This window comes from Halobaculum sp. MBLA0143 (assembly GCF_041361465.1).
Taxonomy (GTDB): Archaea; Halobacteriota; Halobacteria; order Halobacteriales; family Haloferacaceae; genus JAHENP01.
The window spans coordinates 2,958,362-2,983,483 of record NZ_JBGKAC010000001.1; the positions used below are offsets into that span (position 1 = coordinate 2,958,362).

The following is a 25,122-nucleotide window of genomic DNA, read 5'->3' on the forward strand; positions in this document are numbered from 1 at the left end:
TTCACACGGCGCTCGTGTACGCCGCGCTCGTGGCGCCGAACCGCGGCGACGGCGGTGCCGCGGCGAGTCTAGACTGGCTCAGCCGTAGCGTCGGTAGACGAGCAGTCCGACGACGACCGCGACGCCGAGGGCGACCGCGACCGGTTCGTCGAAGCCGCCGTAGTCCCAGCCGAAGAAGACGCTCCCGACGACTGCGACGGCGGCGACGACGACGCCGACGATCGTCCCGGCGGTCGAGTCGCTACCGGGCCCGGGCATCTGTCTCCTCTGTCGTGGGCGTGGTCGTCTGTCTCATCTGTACTCGGACGGTCGACTGTTCGCCTGGTAAATCCCGGCCACCCGATTCACCGTGTGCAGCCCCGACCGGGGGGTCGGCTGCGTCCACGAGCAGGCGGTGTTCCTCGCCGACCCGGACCGCGTGACCCGGGGTCGACGCCACACCCGGGACGTACGCGTCTCCTCGCGTCCCGCCCGGACCCCGAACTACTCCCCGCGGTCGAGGTACTCCTGTTGGACGGCGACCACCTCGCCGGAGTCGGCGCAGTCGGCGTACCGCGACAACGGCTCCTCGTTCAACTCGGCGAACGTCTCCCCCCAGGTGAACGTCGACAACAGTTCTTCGGCGTGGTCGCGGTCGCCGAGAATCCACAGCCCGGCCGCCAGCGCCTCCACCGTGGTGAGCCGCATCGGCCGCCCGAAGTTGACGGGGTTGGCGGCCACGAGGTACGGTAGCGCGCGGTGATCGCCCGGCAGCGAGAAGCGTGCCTCGCCCGCAGACTCCCAGGAACAGTCCAAGGCGACGAGTCGGTCGTCGCCCGCACGGTCGTCGGCCGTGTCGCCGTCGGTCGTGTCGCCGGACGCCTCCGTCTCGGGGGCGTCGGCCGGCGACAGCGCGCGCTCGGCGTGGGGGTTGAGCACGACCCCGTACGGCGTCGCCCGGTCCGTCCGGTGGAGTTCGAGACGGTCGTGACGGGCGAGCTTCCGGGCCGTACACTTCTCGGGGTCGTCGTCGCCCTCGTACCGAGCGTGTAGCTCCACAGTCACAGCACAGACGGCTTCGGTGAAAAGCCGTGCGTCCACCGACGGCGGGTGGCGAGACACAAGCTACTTTTGTCGACACAATCTCCCGTTCTCGATGGCAGACACGACTCGAATCGCCGGCATCGCGCTCGCAGTCGCGTTCGGCTTCGTCGGGCTCGACGTCGTCTTCGGCGGCGAGCCGGCGACCGTCGACGCGCTCGTCCGTGGGGTCAAACTCTTCGTCGTCGCCGCCCTCGTCGGTACGGTCGCAGACCGCCGCGAACGACTGTCGACGCGGTTCTGACCAGACTACTCCTTCTCGCCGGCCCCGACCGCGGCCTCGCCCACCTTCTCGGAGCCCTCGATCCGTTCCATCCCGCCGAGGTACGGCCGCAGTTCCTCGGGGACGGTGATCGTCCCGTCGTCGTTCTGGTAGTACTCCATGATGGCGACGAGCACGCGCGGCACCGCGACCCCCGAGCCGTTCAGCGTGTGGAGGTACTCCGCCGACTCGTGACGCTCCGGCCGGAAGCGGAGCCCGGCACGCCGGGCCTGGTAGTCCCGGAAGTTCGACACGGACGACACCTCCAGCCACCGGCCGCCGGTCTCCGGACCCTCCTCGGTGTCGTCGGCGGGCGCCCACACCTCCAGGTCGAGCTGGCGGGCGGCCTTGTCGCCGAGGTCCCCGGTACAGATGTCGAGCACGCGGTACGGTAGTCCCAGCCGGCGCAGGACTTCCTCCGCTTCGTCCAACAGCTCCCACAGTCGCTCGTCGCTGTTCTCCGGCCGAGTGAAGTTGACCAACTCCACCTTGTTGAACTGGTGGACGCGGACGATCCCGCGGGTCTCCGTGCCGTGTTCGCCCGCCTCGCGCCGGAAGTTGGGGGTGTACGCCTGGTGTTTCACCGGGAGGTCGTCGTCCAACAGGATCTCGTCGGCGTACATGTTCGTCACCGGCACCTCGGCGGTCGGGCACAGCCACAGGTCGTCGTCGTCGTACGACTCGTGTTCGCCGCCGCCGACCCGGTAGGCGTCCTCGTTGAACTTCGGCAGTTGCCCGGTGCCCTGCATCGCGGCGCTGTTGACCGCGATCGGCGGGAACAGGTCCGTGTACCCCTGCTCGCGGTGCACGTCGAGCATGAACTGGATCAGGGCGTGTTCCAGGCGTGCGCCGGCACCCTTCGTGAAGTAGAAGCCACCGCCGGCCACCTTCGCTCCCCGTTGGAAGTCCAACACGTCCAACTCCTCGCCGAGGTCGTAGTGGGGGACCACGCCGTCGGGCACGTCCCTGTGGTCGTCGAACCCTTCGCGACGCCGCTCCACGTTGTCCCCCTCGTCGTCGCCGTCCGGCACTTCCTCGTCGGGGATCTGTGGCAGCCGGAGCAGCCCCGCCTCCAACTGTTCTTCCAGTTCGTCTGCGCGGTCTTCCACCTCTGCGAGCCGTTGTTTCAGCTCCTGTGACCGCTCGATGGCCTCTTCGGCTGCCTCCTCTCTCCCCTCGGCTTTCAGCTGGCCGATCTCGCTGGACACCTCGTTTCGCTCGTGGCGCAGGTCGTCACCCTCCGCCTTCAGCTCCCGCCACTCCTCGTCGATCTCCAACAGCCCGTCTAACTCCGTGTCGTCGCCGCGTCGATCCAACGCCGCGCGAACCGTCTCCGGCTCCTCGCGGAGGAACTGCCTCGAAATCATTTAAGTCACTCTGTGTCGCCCCCCGGCAAAACCGTGTCGCCTCCGTTCGGACCGTTGTCACGGACGAGAGCGACCGCCGGCACACGACAGCCGGCGCCGCGACCGGTTCCACCCGAAACGGAGGGGTTCGGGAGCGTGTCACACGGTCGACACGGGGACGCGCCGCCGCCGAGCCGCTCGGCGACCCCGGCGTTCGTTCTCGTCGGACGAACACAGCGGTCAGCAGACGGCACGCACCGTTATGTACCGGGCGGTCGTACCGAGGGGTATGCAGATTCGAACGGCAGCCGAGGACGACATCGACGCGATCAGGGCGCTCGCTCGGGAGTCGACGGCGGCCTCGTACGGTCACGCTCTGTCGGAGTCGGTGATTCACGAGGCGGTGGGGTCGTGGTACGCGCCGGCGGACATGGCCGAGGAGATGAGCGACGACGACGCCGTCTACATCGTCGCCGACGACGACGGCGAGATCGTGGGCTACGTCCAGAGCTACTACGTCGAACGACGCGACCCGGTGGGCGAGATCGACTGGCTCCACGTCGCCCCCGACGCGCGTGGCCGTGGCGTCGGGCGCGACCTGCTCACCCGGTGTGAGCGGGAACTGCGGGGCCGCGGCGTCGAGCGCCTGGAGGGGCGTGTCCTGACTGCCAACGAGACGGGCGCGGAGTTCTACGAGGACGAGGGGTTCACCGTCGCCGGCGAGCGCGACGTCGACATCGGCGGGGAGTCGTTCACGGAACGGTTCTACTCGAAGTTCGTCGACGACACGGGCGAACAGCTCCTGACGGAGGCGCGGACGGACGCGGACGGCCGCCGGATCTACGTCGCCTTAGACGAGGCAGAGCGGGGTGGGAAGGCACCCTTCTACGTCACGTACGACGACCGCGAGCGGACGGACCGCCGTGGGTTCCTCTGTGGCGCCTGTGACAGCGTCGTCGACACGATGGACGCGATGGGGCGCGTGGCGTGTTCCTGTGGCAACCGGCGGAAGGCGACTCGATGGGACGCGGCGTACCTGTAGTAACCGACCGCCGGCTCCGGTATCACCACCGATAGCGCCGCCGAGTGAACTAAGTACGACGGCGAGCCTTCTGGAAGTGTGAACGGACGTGTCCTCGCGGTCGCGGGCGCCAAGGGGGGCGTGGGCAAGACCACGACCAGCCTCAATCTCGCGGCAGCGCTGGGCGCAGACGGTCGCGCGGTCGTCGTCGTGGAGGCGGACCTGGCGATGGCGAACGCGGTCGACTTCTTGGACGTGGAGGTGGGGAGCCGGGCCTCGCTCCACGAGGTGCTCGCCGGCCGTGTCGGCGTGGAAGCGGCGGTGTACCCCGCGCCCGGCGGGTTCGACCTCGTCCCCAGCGGTACGAGCCTGGAGGGGTTCACCGACGCGGACGTGTCGTTGTTCCCGGACGTGGTGGACTCGCTGCGGGGACGGTACGACGCGGTCGTGATCGACACCGGCGCGGGGGTGAGCCGCGAGACGGTCGTCCCGACCGGCGCGGCCGACGCGACGATTCTCGTGTCCACCCCCCGGGTCGCGTCCGTCCGGGACGCCGACAAGACGATGTCCGTCGCTCACCGCGCCGGGGCGCCGGTCGGCGGTGTCGTGCTGACGAAGTCCGGCACCGGCCGCTCCCCACCGGCCGAGCGAATCGCCCAGTTTCTCGACACGGATCTGTTGGGACACGTCCCCCAAGACGCCGCAGTGCCGGAGTCACAGGACGCCGGTGTTCCGGTCGTCGCCCACAGCCCGGACAGCGAGGCGGCCGTCGCCTACCGCGACATCGCGGGTGAACTCAGACAGCGCCCGGACCTGATCGGAATGTCTGCGACCGACGACACCGGCGGCTTCCAGTTCGGCAACGTCGACACGGCCGCGGACGGCGGCGAGGGGTTCTGACCGCGACCGCAGGCCTTACCCGGTGACTCGCCGTACCCCGGACAGGTATGGACCCGTTGGACGCGCGGTACCCGTTCCTGTCGAGCGCTCGCCGTGCCGTTCGGGAGGCGGGTGTCGACCTGGCGACGCTCGTCGGGTCGTCGGACCCGGTCGTCGACCGGGCGGGCGAGCGGGTCGAACGGGCGTTGTTGGAGGGCACGACGGACAGCGAGACGCCTCGCGAGTGGAGTGCCCGCGAGGAACTGCTCTCGTACCCGGTCGCGCGCATCCTCGTGTCCCTGCTCGACGCCGACGCCGCCGTCGAGAAGTACGCCGTCGCGGAGGCGACGACCGCGTACGATCGATTCCGGACCGACGTCCGGAGCGACGACGGCCGCGCCGACCGCGTCGACCTCGGGACGCTCCTCCGGGAGTTCGACCTCGCGGGACGGTGTCGGTCGGAGCCCCCGAGCCGCGGCGCCCCGGAGCCCCAGTGGTTCCGGCTGGGCGTGGGGGCGTACCTGGATCTAGCGGACCCCTCCTGGAGTGACGACTGGCGGCTCGTCAACCGCGAACTCGCCGACGGCGAGGTTCGCGTCGAGCGGGAGGAACTGCACCGACTGCTCCGAGCGGCGATCCGCGCCCGGGTCGCCGAGGGCCTCCCGTTCGACGGCGTCGACGACGACATCGCGGCCGAACTGGAGCGTGAAGTCGCGGACCTCCGGGAGCTGTTGGCCGACCGCACGGCCACCGCCGACGTGGACTCGGTCGTGCCGGAGCTGTTCCCGCCGTGTCTCGCCGACCTGTTGGAGCGTGTCCGTGGCGGTGAGTCCGTCTCTCCGCCGGCCCGGTTCGCGCTCCTGTCGTTCCTCGTCGCCGTCGGTATGGAGACGGAGGGGGTCGTCGGAATCACCGACGACAGTCTCGACCCGACGACCGTCGCCGAGACGGTCGACACGCTACGCGACCGCGGCGGGAGCCAGTATCCTCCGCCGTCGTGTGCCACGCTGGCGTCGTACGGCGTCTGTGAGAACCGCGAGGACCACCGCGCCGTCGCCGCCCACCCGTTGGACTACTACGAGCGACAGCTCCGAGACGCGGACGACCCGATGGACTGGCGGGAACGGTAGCGACTCTGTCGCCGGTCAGAACAGTCCGCTCGCCCGGAGTGCGAGCGTCAGGAGGTCACCGACGACCAGCGCCGCGACCACCCCGAGGAACAACGGGACGACGAACGGCAGTCCCGGCGACACCCACACCGTCTCGCGGTCGCCGTCCGCGACCGCCTCCAACCCCCGGCGGAGCCGTTCCGGGGTCGTGCCGTACGCGGAGCCGTCGATCTCCGACAGGAACGCCGCCGCTCCCCACGGATCGTCTACTGACGTGTCGCCGGGCGTCTCACCGGCGTCCGCGGCACGGTCGGCGTCCTCGTCGTCGCCAGCCCCGGCCGCCGCAGCCTCGCTACCGGACGCGGCTGCCGCGGGCTCCGTCGCGCCCTCGTCGACGTGACGCACCTCGGCGGGGACGAACCCCGTCCCGGTCCACTCGTCCGGGGGCGCGTCGGCGGTCTCCCCGTCGTGTTCCGACTCGTCTCGCGGTCGGCCGCCGTCGGCGGACCCGTCGGGCGGTCTCGGCCCCCCCTCGCGCAGCGCCGGCCACTCCGGCTCCCGGTGGACGGCGCCGTCCGTCGGGTCGTACGTCTCGCCGACCGTCGCGGGGTCGCGCAGTCCCGGGTTCGCCCGGAGTTCGGCGAGCGTACACCCCCGCCACCGGAGGTACATCCGGAGGGCGTCCAAGTCCAGTCCGCCTCGGGGGAGGCGTCCGTCCGTCACGAGCAACGAGCCGTGACGGACGGGCAGCGTCTCCGTGGCCGTCGGTCGCCCGACGAACATCGCCGTCGACAGCCGACCGGTCAGGAGGTTCCGGAGCGTCAGCCAGACGACGTAGCCGAACGCGACGAAGACGGCGTTCGTCAACACCGCCACGGCCGTCACCCCCAGTAACGACGGGTACAGCGGCAGCGACAGCCGCGGGAGCGCGGTCACCAACTCCGGCGGCAGTCGGGCGATCAGCTCCGCCGGCAGTCGGTAGGTCGGCGCCACCGGGAGTACGACCGCCAGCGTGGCGATCGCCTTCGCGTCGGCGCCGCCGAACGCCCGGAACCAGTACGCCAGGAACGCGAACGGGAGGAGGAAGCCGAGCGCGAACCCGATCCGGACGAGGAACAGCCGGTCGTCGTTCAGCGGGAGTCGGGCGAACACGTCGAGCCCGAGCGCGACGAGGCCGACCAGGACCAGGGGAGGCCACAGGAGATTCGGCAGCCGCCGCGTCCGGAGATCACGGTAGGCCGCCCAGGCGAACGCCGGGACGACGACGAGCCGTAGCAGGTCGGCGACCGACGCCACGCCCAGTGTCATACAGACCGTGGCCGCTGCTCGGTACAAAGACGTTCGGGTGGTGTCCGTCGCCCGTCTGACGGGGTGTCGCGGCTCGACTGACGGCTGTCGTCGCCCGCTGCGAGCATTCATCACGACTAATACGACTGGGGCCCGACATTGGGTAGATGGCCCAGGACACGGGGGTCTCGAACGTCCTCTTCGTCACAGTGGACTCGCTACGGGCCGACGCGGTCGGAGCGTACGCCGACGACAGCCACACGCCGGTGTTGGACGAACTCGCGGCGCGCGGGACGGTGTTCGAGCGCGCGTTCGCCACCGGCAACTGGACGCCGTTCTCCTTTCCGTCACTCTTGGCCTCGCGGCCGGTGTTCGCCGACGGCGGCCGGATCGGCGTGGAGTCGTCGCCGACGTTGGCCGAGACTGTCGCCGACGCCGGCGTCGCGGCCGGCGGGTTCAACGCCGCAAACGGCTTCCTGACGAACCACTGGGGGTACGACGCCGGCTTCGACTCCTTCGAGCCGTTCGTCGCCGGCGCGGGGTCGTCGCTGTACGCCCGGTACCTCGCCCGACACCCCACCGTAGAGGCGTGGCTCCAGCTGGCTGCGTCGCCGCTACGCCGACTCGGCGCCCGGCTCCGCGGCGGAGCCGACGACCGTCCGTTCCTCGACGCCTCCCGGATGTTCGACGTGGAACGTGGCGCGACGGGGTTCGTCGACGACACGGACGACCCCTTCTTCCTGTGGGTCCACTACATGGACGCCCACACGCCGTACGTCCCGGCGCCGCGGTACATCCGCGAGGTCTCGGGCGGCACGCTGGGCACCCACCGAATGCTCCACGCTCACACCCGGACGGGGCTCGGCTGGGAGGTGACCGACCGGACGCTCTCCGACCTCCGGACGCTGTACCGTGCGGCCGTCCGTCAGGTGGACGCCAGTCTCGGCCGACTACTCGACCACCTGGAGGCCGCGGGCGTCGCCGACGAGACGGCGGTCGTCGTCGCGGGCGACCACGGCGAGGAGTTCCAAGAGCACGGCCACCTGGCTCACTACCCGAAGCTGTACGACGAGCTGATCCGGGTCCCGTTGCTCGTCGCGCTGCCGGACGGGGAGTCGCGGCGCGTCGACCGTCAGGTCGGACTCGACGACGTGCCGCCGACCGTGGCGAACCTGTTGGGGGTGTCGCCGCCGTCGGCGTGGACCGGCGACTCGTTGCTGCCGGCCGTCCGCGGCGACGGTCCCCCAGCAGACGAGCCGGTCGTCTCCGTCACCGTCCGCGGGGAGACGGTGACGAGCCAGCCCATCCCGCGGTCGTTGTCCGACGGGGAGTTACTCGTGTCCGCCCGCGGCCGCGACTGGACGTACCTCCGCAACGTCGACACGGACGCGGCGGAACTGTACTTCCGTCCGGACGACCCCACACAGCAGGAGAATCTGGCGGACTCGGACCGCCCGGACGCCGCGGCCGCCCGCGAGCGGCTGGCACCGACCGTCCGCGACCACGAGCGGCTACTGCGCGACGGTGACGAGACGGACACGACGACGGTGGAAGACGACGACTTGGGAGCGCGGCTGGACGCGCTGGGCTACCGATAGCTCAGCCGTCGGCGATGATCTCCGAGACGTGCGTGAGCCGGTAGTCGTCCTTCTCGTGACGCTCGATTTCGAGCCGTTCCAGGCTCTCTTCTTCGGCGTCCGTGGCGCTGTAGTCGTCGAACGCCGTGACGATCTGCTCCGTTCGCTCGTCGTCGTCGAGACGAGCACCGACCCGCTCGCCGTCCTCGGTCAGTGAGACATCGCTGCGGCGGTTCCCCATGAACGTCAACGCCGTCTCCTCGGTGAGCAGCCCACGCCGCTTGAGTTCGTCGAACGCCTCCATCAGATCTCTGCTGAACGGTCCGTGATCGTAGATCACGTAGTCGTCGAACGCACCGACACGCTCTGTCGGATGGAGTTCGTCGTCGTCGGGGCGGTAGAACTCTCCGAAGAACCCGAGTTTCATCAGCTTCGTCCGACCGCGGACCGGCCCCGACGACGCCGCGACGAGACGGAGGAGCTGCGACTCCGTTTCGTCAAGGCTGTCCAAGTGACGGTCGTCTGTGCCGGCTTCAGTCATAGGTGGGAATGTGTGCTGGCGAAATAAATATCCGGTGGTGTCTACACTACAGTCTCCTGACGATGTTCTCTGTAGTTTCAAGCGCTCCGAAATTTTTGGGACCGAGCGGTGTTGGGATCGTTCGCACTCTCATCCATCCGTCTACCCAGCCTGGGTGTTCCTTCACCAGCTCCTGGTACCCGCGCACCAGCCTCTCGGCACGCCAAGCGGGCGTATCGCAGATTAACGGGAAGTACATCACCAACACTGAGGGAATCGAGGGCTGTCGTGCATGCCAGCCCTTGTCCACGAACCCATCAACGTAGCCAGATATACCCTGACTGCTCACTGTCCGCTTGATTTCGAGCTTGGCCACAGTGACACTCTGTTTCTCTACGATGATATCCGGCTCCGAGTCTGACCCTCTGCTCTCCGTCTCGCATGACACTTGATTGATATTGTCCGTGAGATGCTGTGAGACAAACGGTACAGTCAGTTCGTCCCCCTCAAACAGCACCCGCTTGAGGTACTGCTCGTCCGTCTCGTACTCGCTGTCTCTTCTTCGCTCACGCAGTCCTCTGTCGAGCAGTCCGTCCATCAAATCCTGCCCCCTCCGCAGGATACTCTGTTTCTCTTCAGTTTGGAGTTGGCTCTCTATCCAAATTTGATTGTAGCTCAGACAACTGAGAGCGAACAACTCTTCCCTATCTTCCTCCGGTAGCCTCCGGAACAGGTTCCACCAACTGTCTCCCGCCACTGTAAGAGGAACAAGATCTTATCTATGTATATATTTTGATGTTCTATCTGCATCTAACTAGGCCGGAGGAACACCGACGCGTCGCTACCGACTCCGATCAGTGTAAAAACGGGAACCGGACGACAGCCGCGCCGGATCAGATGACGCGGTTCTGGAGGTAGTCCAGGTGCTTGGCGTTGTAGACGATCCGCACGTCGTCGGCAGCCGGGGACCCGATACAGGTCAGCCGGACGTTCTTCTCCTGGACCTCCTCGTCGGAGAGGATCTGCTGCATGTCCATGTCGATGTCACCCTCCTTGACGATGGCGGCGCAGTTGGCGCACGCGCCGGCACGACACGAGAACGGCCAGTCGTACCCCTGGGCCTCGGCGGCCTCCAGGATGTACTCGCCCTGGTTCACGTCCAGAGAGCCGTAGTCTTCGCCGTCGAGACCGGCCTCGTCGGCCTTCTCGAACAGGTCGTCGTCGTCCATCGACCAGCCGTGGTCGTCCAGCACTTCGTAGTTGAGGTACTCGACAGTGGGCATCAAGTGTCGGTAGTGCCCGAGCACAATTAGGTGTTGCTATCCGACTCTGTGAGAATCCTCTCCACGGCGTCCGTGTCGCCGGAACACGGTCAGATCGGGACGAACTGGAACAACGCCCAGGAGGCCGCGAACGACAACGACGGCGTGAGGATCCAGAAGAAGATGACGCGGCCGGTCGTCCCGGGGTCGAACAGGTCCTCGGCGAGCAGGTCGTCGTCCTCCTCACCGAGCCCCGGCACCTCACCGGCGTCGTCCGTCTCGCCGCCACCCCCGCCGGCGGGCGCCGTCTCGGCGGCCAACGCGTCGACAGACACCTCCGGGGCGTCGCCGCGGACGGCGTCACCGATCGTCGTCGTCCGAGTCGCACGTCCCCAGCCCAGGCCGACGATACTCATCGTCGCCGAGACGGCCAGCGACGCCGGCACGTCGATCCACGAGAGGAAGGCGATGAGGCTCGCGGAGACGACCTCCACGATCAGCGCCGCCAGGATCGGCAGGTCGGTGAGGTCGTTGCCGACGGTGTCCAGCGTCCGGCGGGCGATAGTGAACGCGCCCAGGCCGATAGCGCCACACGCCACCAGGATGCCGAGGTCCGTCGAGAGATTCGCCTCCGGCGACCCGACCAACGGTCCGACGGCGTTGGCGGCGTTCGACGCGCCGGCGGAGAAGGCCATGTAACAGGCGACGACGACGACCGCGACCGTGCCGACGAACTCCTCGCGGCTCGTCCCGTCGGCCAGCCCGACGGACAGCCCGTCGCGTTCGAGGACGGGGCCGGAGGAACGGTCGATCCGAAAGTTGGCGTCGAGATACGGGTAGAGGTAACGGCCGACGACGGCACAGATCCAGAAGGCGAGCACGGGGGAGACGAGCCACCAGCCGACGATCCGGGCCATCTCCGGCTCCTGGAGCGTGCCGGTAGCGACCCCCAACCCCGCGATGGCGCCGACGGCAGTCATCGACGTGGACGCGGGCACGCCGAACGTGTTGGAGACGAGCAACGCCAACCCGACGAACAGGAGGATGATCACGCTGACGAGTAGGGTGAACTCCGAGGAGGGGACGATAGCGCCCCCGAGGGTGTCGATGACGCCGCGGCCGGCCGTCGCCGCCCCCAGGAGCGCGAACACGGACATCAGGAGGGCGGCCGCGAGCTTCGACACCAGCCCGCTGCCGACCGCCGGTCCGAACGCGACGCCCGTGGAGGACCCGCCGATGTTGAACCCGACGAACACTGCGACCGCGAGCCCGACGACGAGCAGGAGGCTGACCACAGTGGGCGTACCCCCGCGACGACGTATAAATCGACGGGTGTCGCCGCAACCCACTGGCGGCGAGACCGAGCGACACCGTTTAGCTGTTCCACAGCCTATCGTTACGTATGGACTGGCAGACAGACTGGGGCCTCCGCGGACGGATGGTCGTGGTCGTCGTACTACTCGCCGCGCTGTACGCCGGGTTCCTCGGCGCGATGTCGCTGTACGGCGTCGGCATGTTCGGCATGATCCTCGTGATGGGGCTGCTGATGGGTGGGCAGCTCCTGTTCAGCGACCGGCTCGCTCTCTACTCGATGGGCGCACACGAGGTGTCCGAACAGGAGTACCCGGAGCTCCACCGGAAGGTGACTCGACTGAGCCAACAGGCGGACCTCCCGAAGCCGACGCTGGCGGTCGCCGACAGCCGCACCCCGAACGCGTTCGCGGCCGGCCGGTCGACGAAGAACGCCACCGTCTGCGTGACGACCGGGCTGCTCCGGACGCTGGACGACGACGAACTGGAGGGTGTGCTCGCCCACGAGCTCGCCCACGTGAAGAACCGAGACGTGGCGATCATGACGATCGCCTCGTTCCTCTCGACGCTGGCGTTCATGGTCGTCCGGTGGGGGTGGCTGTTCGCCGGCGGCGACGAACAGGAGGGTGGCGGCGGCGTGATCGTCGCCGTGGTCGCCTCCTTCGTCGTCTGGGTGCTGTCGTTCGTCCTGATCCGGGCGCTCTCGCGGTACAGAGAGTTCGCCGCGGACCGGGGTGGGGCGGCAATCACCGGCAAGCCGGGTGCGCTCGCGTCCGCGCTGATGACGATCGACGGCAGGATGGACAAGGTGCCCGACGACGACCTCCGGGGACAGGCGGAGATGAACGCGTTCTTCGTCATCCCGATCAAGAGCGGCACGATCGGCAAGCTGTTCTCCACGCACCCGGACACGGAGACCCGCATCGAGCGGCTCCGTGACCTGGAGAAGGAGATGGAGACGCGCTGATCGCCTCACACCTGCGAACGAGCCGGTCTTCGCCTCGTCGAGTCCGAGCCGCTCGGCGGTGACCCACTCGACGGCCGACAGTTTCTGTCGCCGCGCCCACGCGCCGGCGGCCGCACCGAGACACGTCGTCAGAGTCGTCACCAGGGGGCTGGCGACCAGACTGAATCCGAGACCCACCTCGACAGGGCCGATGTCGTCTCTGCGCCGAGCACTGTCGCAGTGTTCTCCGCGAAGACGAGTCACCGAACCCTCGATGCCGCGCCGGCCCTCGTCTACACCCCGACCGTCTCCGCGTCGACCGACCCGCCGGGCGAGGCAACGGCGGCGCCGGTCAGTCCGGCCCGTTCCCGACGAGTTACCTCCCGTCGGTGTCGAGAACGTGTGTGAACGACACCGAACCCGACGAGACCGAGCAGACGAGCAGCGACGAGACCGGCGACGCCACGGGGTTCCGCGACCGCGTCGGCACGACCGGCGAGCGACCGGAGACGGACGACGACCTCTACGGGATGACCTGGGAGGCGGCGGGCGACGCGTTCCTGACGGCGGACGCGGCCGTTCTCCCGACCGGCAGCGTCGAACAACACGCCACCCACCTCCCGATGTCGGTGGACAGCCTCCGGGCGGACCACCTCTCGGCGGAGCTGGTCGACGCTGCGAGCGAGGTGGGTCTCCGGCTCGTCCGGCTCCCGGTGTTCTCGTACGGCTACTCGGAGCATCATGTAAGCTAACCCACATTTAAGCGAGTGGGCTTTCAGCGTGGACTCCCGTTCTGGCCGAGCCATCGACAGGCGAGTAGTCGCCGTTCACGTTCAACGTCCCGCTGTTCAAGCGCACGCCTACGGGTGCGCCTCCGTCGCTCTCAGTTTGAGTGCCACGGAGATACCGCAAACCGATGTTCTTTGCTGCGTTGTAGTCCGCGTCGTTCTGGTACTCACAGTTCAAACACTCGAACTGCGCTCCCTCCCGGTTGTCAGGGTGAGTGAACCCACACTCGGAACACCGTCGTGACGTGTTCTTCGGGTTCACTTGTTCGACACGCAGCCCGTACGCTTCGGCTTTGTACTCGACGTACTCGTACAGTCGGTCGAACGCCCACTTGTGGCCCCACGACGCCCCTGTCCGCTCTCGGATGTCGGTCAGGTCCTCGAAGGCAATCACCGTACAGCCGTTCTCACGAGCCTCTGCGACCAGTTCGTTGCTGATACCGTGGAGCGTCTGTGTGAACCGACCCTCCTCTCTGCGTCCGACTGACTGGATATTCCCGTGCGCCCATCGCGTTCCGCACTCTTGGAGGTCACCCCGGCGCTTCTCGTACTCTCTGCGCCAGTGGTCGAACTCGTCTCCACTCCAGAACGTGCCTGTTGAACTGACGGCAAGGGTGTCCACGCCGAGGTCAACCCCGAGAACCGTTCCGTTCCCGGGTGTTGCCTCTGCCGACGTGTCGATCTCCACGTCTGCTGTGCAACAGACGTGAAGTTGCCACTCGCCGTGTTGTCGGTGGAGTTCCGCGCTGGTGATGGCGTAATCGTCGTCAAACAGGTACTTCTGGTGTGGCGTGTCCGTCGCGTTCTCGGGCAACACGTAGTCGGCCTCGATTCGCCCGTCGACTGTGGCGAGGCTCACGTACTCGTCGTGGAAGGTGGCCGTTCTGGACTCGTAGACGAGGTCCGGACTACTGAACTGTGGTTTCGAGGCCTTCTTTCCCTGTTTCCAGCGTTCGACAACGCCTTTGCACGCTTCGGCAGCCTAGTTGCGGGCCGATTGGACGTGGTTCGAGTGGAGGTCAGTAGCCTCCCGAACCTCACGGTAGGTTTCGTCGTTGAGGGTGGCCTCACTGGTCGTGACGTATTCGCCGCGGAAAGCGTGGTCGGTGACGTACTGTGCTGCCCAGAGGAATTGGTCGACGGTGCCTTCCAGAAGTGCAGCATCTCGACTGTCCACGTCGAGCGTGACTGGGACAGTCCGTCGCACTTCCATATACAGTTTAGATAGTCACTCATTTGTATATGTTTGGGGTCGGTCTGTCGGTGTATGGTGGTTGGGTTCTCCCGTGTGTCGGGCTCCTCCCACCTCTGAAGGGGTGGGTTTCCGCCTCGTTCAGCTATGAACTTCCCCGGGACGGTGACGCTGTCACAGGACACGTACCGCGACGCGATCGTCGATGTCGGCGCGTCGCTGGCCGAACACGGCGCCGAGCGACTGATCCTCCTCAACTGTCACGGCGGCAACCGGGAGCCGTTGTCGCTGGCCGTCGACCGACTCGGCCGCGACCACGACCTGACGACCCACCTCGTCCACTGGACGGACTTCGCCCGCGACCGGCTGGAGGCGGCGTTCGGCGACGACTGGGGCCACGCCGGTGAACACGAGACGAGCGTGGTCGAGCTGTTCCGGCCGGATCTCGTCCGCGAGACGGAGAAACGCCCCCAACAGACCCGGGAGTTCCCCGAGACGACGACCTACCGGTACTTCGACGACGTGACCGAACAGGGTGGGCTGGGCGACCCGACCGCGAGCGACCCGGCGTTGCTGTCGGAGATCGTCCCCGAGACCACCCGCGAGATCCTCTCGAAGCTACGGGCAGACGTCGAAGACGGGTGGTGACGGCGGCTGCGAGCCGCTGAAATCCCCTGTGACGGGCGAAAGGATGAATAACACTCTGTCCACTGGTACGATGCAGTCATGAGTACAGAGCCGGCGGGCAACGGGGACGATCGCGGGGCAGACCACGTCACCGAGACGGAGGTGGTCGTCGTCGGCGGCGGGTCGACCGGAACCGGGATCGTCCGCGACCTGGCCTTACGAGGCGTCGAGACCACGCTGGTCGAACAGGGGAACCTCACACACGGCACGACCGGCCGGATGCACGGGCTGCTCCACAGCGGCGGTCGGTACGCCGTCGCCGACCAAGCCAGCGCCCGGGAGTGTATGGAGGAGAACCGCGTCCTCCGGGAGATCGCCACCCACTGTGTCGAGGAGACCGGCGGGATGTTCGTCAAACGGCCGGAGGACGACGAGTCGTACTTCCAGGAGAAGCTGGAGGGCTGTCGCACCTGCGACATCCCCGCGGAGGTGATCTCCGGCGAGGAGGCGCGTCGCCGGGAGCCGTACCTCGCGCGCGACGTAGAGAAGGCGATCGTCGTGCCGGACGCAGCGGTCGATCCGTTCCGACTGTGTGTGTCGAACGCGGCCGACGCGGAGGAACACGGCGCCCGCGTCGCCACCCACGCGACGGTGACGGACCTCCTCGTTGAGGACGGCGCCGTCGGTGGTGTGGTGATCGAACACGGCGACGGCGCGGGCAAACGCCGGGACACGCCCGGCAACGCCGGTGTCGGTCCGGGTGCGACGGAGGTGATCCACGCGGACCACGTCGTCAACGCTGCGGGGGCGTGGTCGGGCCAGATTGCCGACATGGCCGGTCTGGACGTGGCCGTCCGGCCGTCGAAGGGCGTGATGACGGTGATGAACGTCCGGCAGGTGGACACGGTGATCAACCGTTGCCGGCCGAAGGGTGACGCGGACATCGTCGTCCCCCACGAGACGGCCTGTATTCTCGGAACCACAGACGAGGAGGTGGACGATCCGGCGGAGTACCCGGAAGAACAGTGGGAGGTGGACCTGATGATCGAGACGCTGTCGGAACTCGTCCCGGCGCTCCAGGACGCCCGGACGCTCCGGTCGTTCTGGGGGGTGCGGCCCCTCTACGAGCCGCCGGAGACGGGGACGGACGACCCGACGGACATCACTCGGGACTACTTCCTGTTGGACCACGACGACCGGGACGGCGTCGGCGGGCTGACGACCGTCGTCGGCGGGAAGCTCACCACCTACCGGATGATGGCGGAGTCGGTGACAGACCACGTCTGTGACCTGTTGGGCGTGGACGCGGACTGTGTGACGGCCGACCGGCCGTTGCCCGGCTCCGAGGGAGCGGCCGGTCGCGACCGGGTCCGGGAGTACCAGGAGGCGTTCGGGCTGCGGTCGCCGGTCGCCCGACGGTCGACAGACCGGCTGGGCTCCCGGACGGAGGAGGTGCTGTCGTCGGTCGACCCGAACCCGGTCGTCTGCGAGTGTGAGGGTGTCACCCGGGCGGAGGTGCAGGACGCGATCGACGGCGCCGGCGCGGACCCGAACGCGATCAGGCTGCGCACCCGGGCCTCGATGGGCAACTGTCAGGGCTGTTTCTGCGCTCACCGGATCGCAGACGAACTGTACGAGCCGTTCGACGCGGCGACGACCCGCGGGGCGCTGTCGGAACTGTACCGAGAGCGCTGGAAGGGGCAGCGTCACGCGCTGTGGGGCCAACAGCTGTCGCAGGCGGCGTTGTCGCACATGCTGCACGCGACGACGATGAACCGCGACCACGGCCCGGACGGGGGCGGCGAGCCGGACACCGGCATCGACTTCGACGCCTTCGACGACGGCACCGGTGATCCGGCGACCTCGTCCGGCGAGACGAGTGTGGCGACGGACGGGGGTCGAAGTGGCGATCAGTAGCGAGGTGCTCGTCGTCGGCGGCGGGCTGGCGGGAGTGACGGCGGCGCTGTCGGCGGCTCGCGCGGGCGCAGACGTGCGGCTGGTGTCCCACAAAGCGAGCACGCTCCGGCAGGCCTCGGGGCTGATCGACGCCCTGGGGTACGTCCCGTCGGCGTCGGCGGCCGACGCGGACGACGACGAGGGGCCGTTGCAGTCGCCGTACGACGGGATCGACCGCCTACGGGCGGACCACCCGTTGTCGGTCGTCGGGAGCGACGCGCTCCGAGCGGGGCTGTCGACGTTCGACGACGCGACCGGCGACAGCTACCGCGGCGAGCACACGGATCGGAACGCGCTCGTCCCGACGGTCGGCGGGACGGTGAAGCCGACGGCCCGTTACCCGGCCTCCGTCGCGGCCGGGCTGGCGAGCGACGCGCGGCCGACGCTGATCGTCGGGCTGCGGTCGCTGACGGGGTACGACGCCCGGGTGGTCGCCGACGGACTCCGGGCCTCGGGCGTCCCGTTCCCGGTCGCGGGCGCGGAGGTGTCGTTCGCGGCCGACTTCGCCGTCGACGCGTCGCTGACGCGGCTGGCGACCGCGTTGGACCGCGACGAGCCGTTGGAGGACGGCGACGGCGCCGCGACGCCGGCCCGGGAGGCGCTGGCGGCCGCCGTCGCACCCCACCTGGACGACGCCGGCGGTCCCGGGGCGTCGGCCGCCCGGGTCGGACTCCCGGCGTTCCTCGGCGACGACCACCCGGAGGCGGTCCGGACGGAGTTGGCCGAGCGACTGGGTGTCGACGTGTTCGAGGTGCCCGGCACGCCGCCGAGCCTCCCGGGGATGCGCCTGGAAGACCGGCTGTACGAGGCGTTAGACGAGGCGGGCGTGCGGTTCGAGACCGGCAACCCGGTCGTCGGGACGGTGACGGACACCGGCGGCGACGACGGCCGGGTCGACCACGTCCTGGTGGAGCGGAAGAACCAACGCGTGCCGTACGCGGCGGAGTCGTACGTTCTGGCGACCGGCGGGCTCGTGGGTAAGGGGGTCGACAGCGACCGCGAGGCGGTGCGGGAGCCGGCGTTCGGCTGTCACGTCCCCCACCCGGACGACCGGTACGACTGGTTCGTCGACGAGCCGTTGGGCGACCAGCCGTACGCCCGGTTCGGCGTGGCGACGGACGACCGCCTCCGGCCGCTCGCGGCAGACGAGACGGTACAGTACCCCAACGTCCACGTCGCCGGCGCGACGCTCGGCGGCGCGGACGTGGCCAGAGAGAAGGCGGCCAGCGGCGTCTCGCTGGCGACCGGCTACGCGGCCGGCGAGTTCGCCGCCGACGCCACGGAGCAGTCAACATGACCGACGACACATCCGACACGAACGAGACGAGCGAGACGAACGGGGCAGACCGGACGACGGACCCCCAGCCGCGCGTCCCCGACCAGGGGCGGGACGAACAGCCGGCGGTGTTCGTCCCGGACGACGGGACGTACGACGACACGACCGGGGGCGACACGGGTGACGCGAGCGACGCGGCCCGACCCGCGACGGACGGCGGCACGGAGTCGGACTCGTGGCCGTTGGGCGACCACGGCCCGTTGTCGCCGGACGACGACCCGTTGCCGGACGGGAGTGAGGTCGCCGCCGACGGCGCTGCCGACCCGTTGGACCCCGGGGAGTACGACCCCGTCGACGTGTTCCCCGGCGGCGACCTCGACCTCCGAGAGGGTGCCGACTCCTGTTACAAGTGTACGTCGTGTGATACGTCCTGTCCGGTCGCGGAGGTGGACGACGACTTCCCGGGGCCGAAGTTCCAGGGGCCAGAGCAGTGGCGGCTCAAGCGCAAGGAGGACGCCGACATCGACGACTCGATCACGGGCTGTTCGAACTGTATGCGGTGTGACGACGCCTGTCCGTCCGGCGTTCCGTTGTCGCAGATGCACAACGAGGCCCGCGGGGAGTACGTCACAGAACAGATGGACAAGCTCTCCAGGGAGTACGTCCGCAACCGGATCCTCTCGAACTACCGTCTGTTCGCGGAGGCTGCGAGCAAGGTGCCGCGGCTGGCCAACGCCGTGACGAGCCTGCCGGGCGTGGGCTGGCTCGGTGAGAAGGTGTTGGGGGTCGCGGGCGAGCGCGACTTCCCGGAGTTCGCGACCCAGACGTTCCGGGAGTGGTGGCAGGAGCGTGGCGGCGCGAAGGTGTCGAACTCGGACAAACGGATCGCGTACTTCCACGGCTGTTACTCCAACTACAACACCCCGGAGGTGGGGAAGGCCGTCGTCCGAGTGTTCGAGTCGTTCGGCTACGAGGTGATGGTGCCCCCGCAGAAGTGCTCCGGCACGCCGATGTTCGCCAACGGGATGCTGTCGGACGCCCGCCGCCACGCCGAGACGAACGTCCGGGAGCTGACGGACGCCATCGCCGACGGCGCGGACGTGATCGCCTCCTGTACCTCCTGTTCGCTGTCGCTGCGTCAGGAGTACCCGGAGCTGTTCGACATCGAGGGGATCGACGACTTAGCGGCTCACACCTACGAGACGCTGGAGTACCTCCGCATCCACGAGGATCTCGACGGTGCCGTCGCCGACTCGGAGACCGACACGGGCGAACTCGCCTACCACGCCCCGTGTCACGCCCGGAACCAGGGGCTGGCCCGCCAGGCCGTCGAGACGTTCCGCGAGTTAGACGGCGTCTCCGTCACGGACGTGGGTGACTCCTGTTCGGGCATCTCCGGCACCTACGGCTGGAAGGCCGAGAAGTACGAGTACTCGATGGAGATCGGCGCCGAGATGTTCGAGGAGATGGAGGAGGCGCCCGCCGAGACCGGGATGACGGAGTGTCCCACCTGCGCGTCACAGATGGAACACGGGACGGGCTACGAGATCCGTCACCCCGTGGAGGTGTTGGAGGAGGCGCTGGTGGGGTGAGCCAGGAGACTCCCGCCCCCACCGACCGTTCACTCGCCGTCGGTGGGTGACCCGAACCCGGCTCAGTCTTCTTCCGCTTGTTCCATGAGTTCTGCTTGCCTGAGAAATTTTTTCAATTTGTCACGAGCTAAGAGGAAAACTACGCCAGCCAACACCGCCACGAACAGGCCAATCAGCCCCGCAAACGTAGTCAGTTCGGACAGCCGTGGCCCGACCCAGCTGGGAAGTGGTCCGTCGTAGACGACCGGGACGGCGATGCCTAGTACACCGAACAGGACGACAACCACGATCAACACGGCGAGTCGTACGGTGGTCCAGTACGCCTTGCAACAGACCTCGTAACACTGTTCTGCCCACCTCACAGTAGGGAGCAGGTCCCTGACAGCTCGTTGCACCTCCGCGACATCCTTTTCAACGCCTTGTCCGAGCGACTCGCTGTCGAGATAGCTGCGGTCGAGGCCACCACGGATGACCTTCGCAACGGCACCGCCGTTGTCGACATCGATCTCCCCGTCGTCGTTCGCCTCGTAGCTGGCCACTTCGATCGTCTTCTCGGCGAGGCGCTCGACCCGTTCGGAGAACTTGTCGTCGAGGTCGTCCTCAACTTTGAGCCTGAACTCCTCTCTCGGATTAGGTGCCTTCGACACGAAAGTGACGCAGATAGCGACGAGAGACAGCGAAACGCCCAGTATCCGAAGGGAGTCAATCGACGGCTCCATTCGGTCAGGTTCGGATCAGTGGCTCGTCGAAGAGATCGGGCCCCAACGTGTGTGCGTCGAGAACGAAGTGAGACATCTCCTCGACGGCGCTGTGACGTATATCGGCGAGTTCCCCTTGGACGCGCTCTGAAACTGAGTCGTACAGTTCGGCGGCTTCGGCCTCTCCTTTCGGGGTCAGTTTGTAGCTGATGTTGTCGTACGGGCGGTCGTCATCCCCCTTACGCGGGGATACGAGCCCTTGACTGACGAGACTATCGACCGTCTCCTCCAGTTCTGGATCTGAGGGACCACGGTCGGAAGAATCGAACTCGAAAGGTGCCGAATGCTGTGTCACGAGCTCGTACTTCCTGTCGAACACGAACGCCGCCAGCGACAGCGTGAACGGACCGGGCATCCGGTCTGGGCCGTTCTCCTCCGGAGGGTCGTACAACAACAGTAACGTAAACTCCTCGTAATCATTCCTACCAGTCAGCGATTCGATGACATCGCTGTCACCGAGGATACCACCGATCATACTCTTGTTCCTGTCCTCGTATGGCTCCTCCTCTGGTAAATTGTTTTCGGAAACAGCTGCACAGTTCTGTGTAGGGCGTTAGCGGTTGTATCTTCCCGATAATAGCCGATTGACAGGTGACTGAGGAAATACCGAGAGTACAGACAAAACGTCAATAGGCTGGAGAGAGTAGATAGCGCGTGGAGGTCAGACTGGAGGCTGGCAGGCTGATCGCAACCGACGAGCGCGGTCACAGCGTGGCCGTCGGTGTCGACGGTTGGCAGCCGGGACCGGTCCCAGCCACATCGTCGTTGGACGGGGACGAACGGCTCGACCGGACTGGGGGCGTCCGACGTCTCACTCTCCCGAACGCGTACACCGTCATCTACAGGGACGGCGAGAGCAGACAGGTCGGTGGACACGACACCCCACTCGTCCGAACGCGGGCACCGGTCCGGATCCGAGTCGACAGCACCGTCGGAGTCGAGATTCTCGTCGTCGACACCGACGGTGACGTGTCGATCTCGACGGCTGGAGAACGGACTGTTGTCGGACTCCGCGGCCGAGGATCGGTCGGCGTGTCGTTCCAGTCGGCAGCCGTACACGACCGCCCGGTGGTCCAGGTTCCCCGCTCCGCCGAGGGCTTCGCGCGGGCGCTGTCGACGGTCCACGGGACGACGACGACAGTGTCTCCCGATCGGACATTCCCGAACGCTCGCTCTCCGCCGGCCAGACTCCAGTGGGCAGACTGCGAGGAGGTGCCCGAGTCGTTGCGTCGTGCCGGGACGGGTGTCGAGATCCGCGTTCCGAGGTCACTCGCCCGACTCGCCACAGTGGCACCGCTGGCGCAGTACCTCGGCGCGACAGTCCGGACAGACGACGGGGCCCCCCGAGTCGTCGCCGATGGCGAGAAGTTCTTCTTGGAACCGATCGGTCCTGGGCGTGTGCTCCAGACAGTGTTCTGGCTTGACTGTCTCGCTCGGTGTGCCGGACCGCACGAACCCGAGCCCCTCGACAGTCTCTCGATCCTGTCCGACCTCGGTCTCGACGCCCAACGGCTGTTCGACCGGTCCATGTCCGCACGAGTCCGAACGTACCTCGATCGGCTGTCCGACGGCCGAGTACCGTTGGACGAGTTCCCGGAGTGGCACTACGGCGTGTCTGTCGAACCGACGCTCGACCGACTCTCGGCGCTAATCGACACGCTAGAACGGCTCCCGATCGTCACTGCGGTGTCGGGGCCACACGAACCACACGATCCCCCAGGTGTCGTCGACTGGACGGAGCACACCGCGCTGGACACCGAGAGGATCGATCCCGAGACTGGTCCCGAACGGACACACGCGTGGCTCGCGGACGGCGTCCCGATCGGTGGTGTGAAGCTCCTTCCGGCGGCGTTCGAGCGCCGACCGACCCCCGCGACAGAGTTGGCCGTCGTCGTCGTCGACAACCACGAGAACGATGTCGAGGCCACAGAGGTCTGTGCACTGTACCGTGGTCTCTCGGATACGACGACGGTGTCGACGGAACTCCACCAGAACCTCGACCCAGACGAACTCGCGGCCGTGATCCGAGAGGAGACGGACCATCTCCACTTTGTCGGTCACTGCGACGACACCGGCCTCAGGTGTGTGGACGACGAACGGCTCCCAGTCGAGACCGTCCCGACGACAGAGATGTCGTCGTTCGTCCTGAACGCGTGTGATTCCGTCGAGGAGGCCAAGACGCTAGTGGAACGGGGTGCCGTCGCTGGCGTGGCAACGACGAGACGGGTCGTCACCGGTCCCGCTCGGACTGCCGGGCGAGAGTGTGCCCGGTTGCTCGCCAACGGGTGGCCGGTCGCAAAGGCCATCGATCGAGCGGAGGCGGCGGTCGCCGACGGCGAGACCGGCTACCTCACCGTCGGCGACGGGACGTACGCGATCACCTCGACCGACGCGTTAGTTCCGCCTACCGTCGAGATCTCCAGCGATACCGACGGCTACCTGTTCACCATTCACTACGATCAGCCGGTCGGGGTCGGGTTGACACAGTACCTCGGAATCGGCGAGCGGCCGTGGCTCGTTGGAGACGGTCGGACGGTACGAGTCGAGAGACCGCAACTCGAAGAGCTACTGCACGAACTCGACAGTCCAGTCGTGTTCGAAGGGAAGTTTCGGTGGCCGGAGGCAGTGGACCTGTGACCTCTCAGGGGTTACTGGGCCCCTTGTTCGCGTACCCGAGTTCGTCAGTGGAGGCCCCCGGGAACTCCGTCTGTGTGACCACTTCGGTTGTTCCCGGGTCCGCGATGGCGGTCTGCGTTGCGAGCAGCGTCACTGCGACGAGTACGAGGAGGAGCCGAGGGTGTCGAGCGAGTGTTCCAGCCGCCGTGTGTGCAGTGTCTCTGAGCACAGCAGTGGCGTGCTCTGCTTATGTCTTATTGTTTTTGGTTTTGGAAAGTGTTTTTGAACTGTTCGGAGAAGTCACCAAACTGGGTCTCAGCCCAGCAGCGCCTCCCGCACCGCCTCGACCTGTTCGCCCTCGACGACGACGGCGAGCCGGTCGCCGGCTTCCACTTCCGTCCCGGGCAGCGGGATCGTGAGCGGCTCGCGTTCGCGGCCGTGGGCGTAGATCCGCGCGCCCTCGACTTCGACGTCGTTGACGCGGCGGCCGGCGACGGGGGCCTCCTCGGTGACGGTGACGGTCGTGAGCTGGAGATCCGCAGTCAGCTCGGCGATGGCGTTGAAGTTGCCGCCCAGGAGTGCGGTCTTGGCGCCGGCGGCACCCAGCCGCTCGGGGTAGATCACCTCGTCGACGGCGGCCTCGTACTCCTCGTAGATCTCGTCGGGCACGTCCTCCGAGAGCCGCATCACCGTCCGGCAGCCGTAGTCGTCGGTGGCCGAACAGACGTCGTAGTTCGTCGTCGGGTCGCCGGTGAGACCGGCGACGGCGTCGACCGACGCCAGTCCGGCCTCCTCCAAGACGGTGACGTTGGTGGCGTCGCCGCGCACGACGGTGAAGCCGCGGGTGTCGGCGCGGTCGGCCTTCTCGGCGACCCGCTCGACGACCGTCACCTCGTGGCCCTCCTCGTCTAACACTCGTGCGGTGCGAGACCCGACCCGTCCGAAGCCGGCGATGATGACGCGCATACCGGCAGTGACGACGTGACCAGACAAAAAGCCGTGTGGTCGTGTGGGGCTCCCGCGCGACTTTTCACGTTCGCACACGACCGTCGTGGTATGGGACTGTTCGACAGCGTGAAAGCCGCCCTGGGGATCCGGGCGGAGGCGGACGCGACCCGGGACGCCGACCCGGAGGACCTGTTCGGGATGAGCACCGCCTACGTCACGATGTACGCCGACCTCGACTTCGACTCCGTCGGCGCGGCGGCGCTGTGTTTCTCGTCGGTCGACTCGACGGACTTCGCCGACACCGTCGACGAGATCGCAGACCTGCTCCACGCGGGCGAAGAGGAGACCGGCACGGAGTTCCGGTTCCACGAGGACGACAACGGCTACAGTTGGGTCGTCCTGGAGGACGGCGACGAGGAGGACCTGGTCACCTCCATCCACTTCGCGGCCGACACGCTCGTCGAACGGGGGTACGGCTCCCGGCTGTTGGCTGCGGTGTTCGGCTTCGCCCGCGACGGCGACCGGGCCTACTGGATCTACTCCTTCCGACGAGGGGCGTACTACCCGTTCGCGCCGCGGAACGGTGACCACGACAAACAGTTGGAGTTCAAACTGGAGTCCGTCCTCGACGGCGAACTGACGGTGGAGCCGGACAAGGAGTACTGGTACCCGTTGTGGCCGGACCGTCGAGGCGGACACCCGTGGGAGTAGACGACGGCGTTACACCCGGTGAAACCCGGACTGCTGTTTCTTTCGGCCGCCGTTCCAG

At 67.5% G+C, this 25,122-nt stretch carries 25 protein-coding genes and 1 pseudogene; 13 read left to right on the plus strand and 13 right to left on the minus strand.

Going from position 1 to position 25,122, the window contains the following annotated elements; genetic code table 11:
• Positions 1-78 precede the first annotated feature (78 nt).
• Positions 79-258, minus strand: coding sequence for a multidrug transporter (locus tag RYH79_RS15325; RefSeq protein WP_370900632.1), 180 nt, complete (start codon positions 256-258; stop codon positions 79-81).
• Between the two features lie 225 nt (positions 259-483).
• Positions 484-1,038: a DUF367 family protein gene (locus RYH79_RS15330; RefSeq protein WP_370900634.1), complete on the minus strand. Its 555-nt coding sequence runs from the start codon at positions 1,036-1,038 to the stop codon at positions 484-486.
• A 97-nt stretch (positions 1,039-1,135) separates the two neighbouring features.
• On the opposite strand from RYH79_RS15330, the gene RYH79_RS15335 reads away from it, so the two are divergent.
• Positions 1,136-1,324, plus strand: coding sequence for a hypothetical protein (locus RYH79_RS15335; RefSeq protein ID WP_370900636.1), 189 nt, complete (start codon positions 1,136-1,138; stop codon positions 1,322-1,324).
• A 5-nt stretch (positions 1,325-1,329) separates the two neighbouring features.
• On the opposite strand, the gene serS is transcribed toward RYH79_RS15335, so the two are convergent.
• Positions 1,330-2,709 carry a serine--tRNA ligase gene (gene serS / locus RYH79_RS15340; protein ID WP_370900638.1) on the minus strand — a complete coding sequence of 460 codons (1,380 nt, stop codon included), beginning with the start codon at positions 2,707-2,709 and terminating at the stop codon, positions 1,330-1,332.
• A gap of 268 nt (positions 2,710-2,977) precedes the next feature.
• Between serS and RYH79_RS15345 the strand changes: the two genes are divergently transcribed.
• The 3 genes from RYH79_RS15345 to RYH79_RS15355 all read left to right on the plus strand — a co-directional run bounded on the left by RYH79_RS15345 (position 2,978) and on the right by RYH79_RS15355 (position 5,718).
• On the plus strand, positions 2,978-3,730 hold the full coding sequence (locus tag RYH79_RS15345) for a GNAT family N-acetyltransferase (RefSeq protein WP_370900640.1): 753 nt from the start codon (positions 2,978-2,980) through the stop codon (positions 3,728-3,730).
• A 78-nt stretch (positions 3,731-3,808) separates the two neighbouring features.
• A complete protein-coding gene (locus RYH79_RS15350) occupies positions 3,809-4,609 on the plus strand; it encodes a P-loop NTPase (RefSeq protein WP_370900642.1) in 801 nt (266 codons plus the stop codon).
• A 47-nt stretch (positions 4,610-4,656) separates the two neighbouring features.
• Positions 4,657-5,718 (plus strand): DNA primase, encoded by a 1,062-nt coding sequence (locus RYH79_RS15355; protein ID WP_370900644.1) that lies wholly within the window; start codon positions 4,657-4,659, stop codon positions 5,716-5,718.
• Positions 5,719-5,733: 15 nt separating this feature from the next.
• Here the strand turns inward: RYH79_RS15355 and RYH79_RS15360 are convergent, their stop codons facing one another.
• On the minus strand, positions 5,734-7,005 hold the full coding sequence (locus tag RYH79_RS15360) for a prepilin peptidase (protein ID WP_370900646.1): 1,272 nt from the start codon (positions 7,003-7,005) through the stop codon (positions 5,734-5,736).
• Positions 7,006-7,151: 146 nt separating this feature from the next.
• Between RYH79_RS15360 and RYH79_RS15365 the strand changes: the two genes are divergently transcribed.
• Positions 7,152-8,582 (plus strand): sulfatase, encoded by a 1,431-nt coding sequence (locus tag RYH79_RS15365; RefSeq protein ID WP_370900648.1) that lies wholly within the window; start codon positions 7,152-7,154, stop codon positions 8,580-8,582.
• A 1-nt stretch (position 8,583) separates the two neighbouring features.
• Here RYH79_RS15365 and RYH79_RS15370 read toward each other — a convergent pair whose 3' ends face one another.
• The 4 genes from RYH79_RS15370 to RYH79_RS15385 form a co-directional block, all read right to left on the minus strand.
• Entirely contained in the window at positions 8,584-9,102 is a 519-nt protein-coding gene (locus RYH79_RS15370) for a hypothetical protein (RefSeq protein ID WP_370900650.1), read from the minus strand.
• 46 nt (positions 9,103-9,148) lie between these two features.
• Complete coding sequence (locus RYH79_RS15375) at positions 9,149-9,838, minus strand: hypothetical protein (RefSeq protein WP_370900652.1); 690 nt, start codon at positions 9,836-9,838, stop codon at positions 9,149-9,151.
• 136 nt (positions 9,839-9,974) lie between these two features.
• Positions 9,975-10,364 carry a ferredoxin Fer gene (gene fer, locus RYH79_RS15380; protein ID WP_370900654.1) on the minus strand — a complete coding sequence of 130 codons (390 nt, stop codon included), beginning with the start codon at positions 10,362-10,364 and terminating at the stop codon, positions 9,975-9,977.
• Between the two features lie 89 nt (positions 10,365-10,453).
• Positions 10,454-11,638: an inorganic phosphate transporter gene (locus tag RYH79_RS15385; protein WP_370900656.1), complete on the minus strand. Its 1,185-nt coding sequence runs from the start codon at positions 11,636-11,638 to the stop codon at positions 10,454-10,456.
• Positions 11,639-11,745: 107 nt separating this feature from the next.
• Here RYH79_RS15385 and htpX point away from each other — a divergent pair, with 107 nt between their 5' ends.
• Both htpX and RYH79_RS15395 read left to right on the plus strand, forming a co-directional pair.
• Complete coding sequence (gene htpX / locus RYH79_RS15390) at positions 11,746-12,621, plus strand: zinc metalloprotease HtpX (protein WP_370900658.1); 876 nt, start codon at positions 11,746-11,748, stop codon at positions 12,619-12,621.
• A 383-nt stretch (positions 12,622-13,004) separates the two neighbouring features.
• Positions 13,005-13,352 (plus strand): creatininase family protein, encoded by a 348-nt coding sequence (locus tag RYH79_RS15395; protein WP_370900660.1) that lies wholly within the window; start codon positions 13,005-13,007, stop codon positions 13,350-13,352.
• A 7-nt stretch (positions 13,353-13,359) separates the two neighbouring features.
• On the opposite strand, the pseudogene RYH79_RS15400 reads toward RYH79_RS15395, so the two are convergent.
• A pseudogene (locus tag RYH79_RS15400) lies at positions 13,360-14,601 on the minus strand (RNA-guided endonuclease InsQ/TnpB family protein).
• Positions 14,602-14,727: 126 nt separating this feature from the next.
• Here RYH79_RS15400 and RYH79_RS15405 point away from each other — a divergent pair.
• The 4 genes from RYH79_RS15405 to RYH79_RS15420 all read left to right on the plus strand — a co-directional run bounded on the left by RYH79_RS15405 (position 14,728) and on the right by RYH79_RS15420 (position 20,031).
• Positions 14,728-15,228, plus strand: a complete 501-nt coding sequence (locus RYH79_RS15405; RefSeq protein WP_370900662.1) for a creatininase family protein — start codon at positions 14,728-14,730, stop codon at positions 15,226-15,228.
• A gap of 78 nt (positions 15,229-15,306) precedes the next feature.
• Positions 15,307-17,124 carry an anaerobic glycerol-3-phosphate dehydrogenase subunit GlpA gene (glpA, locus tag RYH79_RS15410; RefSeq protein ID WP_370900664.1) on the plus strand — a complete coding sequence of 606 codons (1,818 nt, stop codon included), beginning with the start codon at positions 15,307-15,309 and terminating at the stop codon, positions 17,122-17,124.
• Positions 17,111-18,460, plus strand: coding sequence for a glycerol-3-phosphate dehydrogenase subunit GlpB (gene glpB, locus RYH79_RS15415; RefSeq protein WP_370900667.1), 1,350 nt, complete (start codon positions 17,111-17,113; stop codon positions 18,458-18,460). The genes glpA and glpB overlap by 14 nt, the downstream gene beginning before the upstream one ends.
• On the plus strand, positions 18,457-20,031 hold the full coding sequence (locus RYH79_RS15420) for an anaerobic glycerol-3-phosphate dehydrogenase subunit C (protein ID WP_370900669.1): 1,575 nt from the start codon (positions 18,457-18,459) through the stop codon (positions 20,029-20,031). The genes glpB and RYH79_RS15420 overlap by 4 nt, the downstream gene beginning before the upstream one ends.
• Positions 20,032-20,093: 62 nt before the next feature.
• Here RYH79_RS15420 and RYH79_RS15425 read toward each other — a convergent pair whose 3' ends face one another.
• Both RYH79_RS15425 and RYH79_RS15430 read right to left on the minus strand, forming a co-directional pair.
• Positions 20,094-20,750: a hypothetical protein gene (locus RYH79_RS15425; protein WP_370900671.1), complete on the minus strand. Its 657-nt coding sequence runs from the start codon at positions 20,748-20,750 to the stop codon at positions 20,094-20,096.
• 4 nt (positions 20,751-20,754) lie between these two features.
• On the minus strand, positions 20,755-21,264 hold the full coding sequence (locus RYH79_RS15430; protein ID WP_370900673.1) for a hypothetical protein: 510 nt from the start codon (positions 21,262-21,264) through the stop codon (positions 20,755-20,757).
• Positions 21,265-21,443: 179 nt separating this feature from the next.
• Between RYH79_RS15430 and RYH79_RS15435 the strand changes: the two genes are divergently transcribed.
• Complete coding sequence (locus tag RYH79_RS15435) at positions 21,444-23,426, plus strand: hypothetical protein (protein WP_370900675.1); 1,983 nt, start codon at positions 21,444-21,446, stop codon at positions 23,424-23,426.
• 4 nt (positions 23,427-23,430) lie between these two features.
• Here the strand turns inward: RYH79_RS15435 and RYH79_RS15440 are convergent, their stop codons facing one another.
• Both RYH79_RS15440 and RYH79_RS15445 read right to left on the minus strand, forming a co-directional pair.
• Entirely contained in the window at positions 23,431-23,634 is a 204-nt protein-coding gene (locus RYH79_RS15440) for a hypothetical protein (protein ID WP_370900677.1), read from the minus strand.
• 86 nt (positions 23,635-23,720) lie between these two features.
• Positions 23,721-24,371 carry a potassium channel family protein gene (locus RYH79_RS15445; protein WP_370900679.1) on the minus strand — a complete coding sequence of 217 codons (651 nt, stop codon included), beginning with the start codon at positions 24,369-24,371 and terminating at the stop codon, positions 23,721-23,723.
• A 90-nt stretch (positions 24,372-24,461) separates the two neighbouring features.
• Here RYH79_RS15445 and pspAB point away from each other — a divergent pair, with 90 nt between their 5' ends.
• The gene (gene pspAB / locus RYH79_RS15450; RefSeq protein ID WP_370900681.1) at positions 24,462-25,064 is read left to right on the plus strand and encodes a PspA-associated protein PspAB; all 603 of its coding nucleotides are present in this window, start codon (positions 24,462-24,464) and stop codon (positions 25,062-25,064) included.
• Positions 25,065-25,122 lie beyond the last annotated feature (58 nt).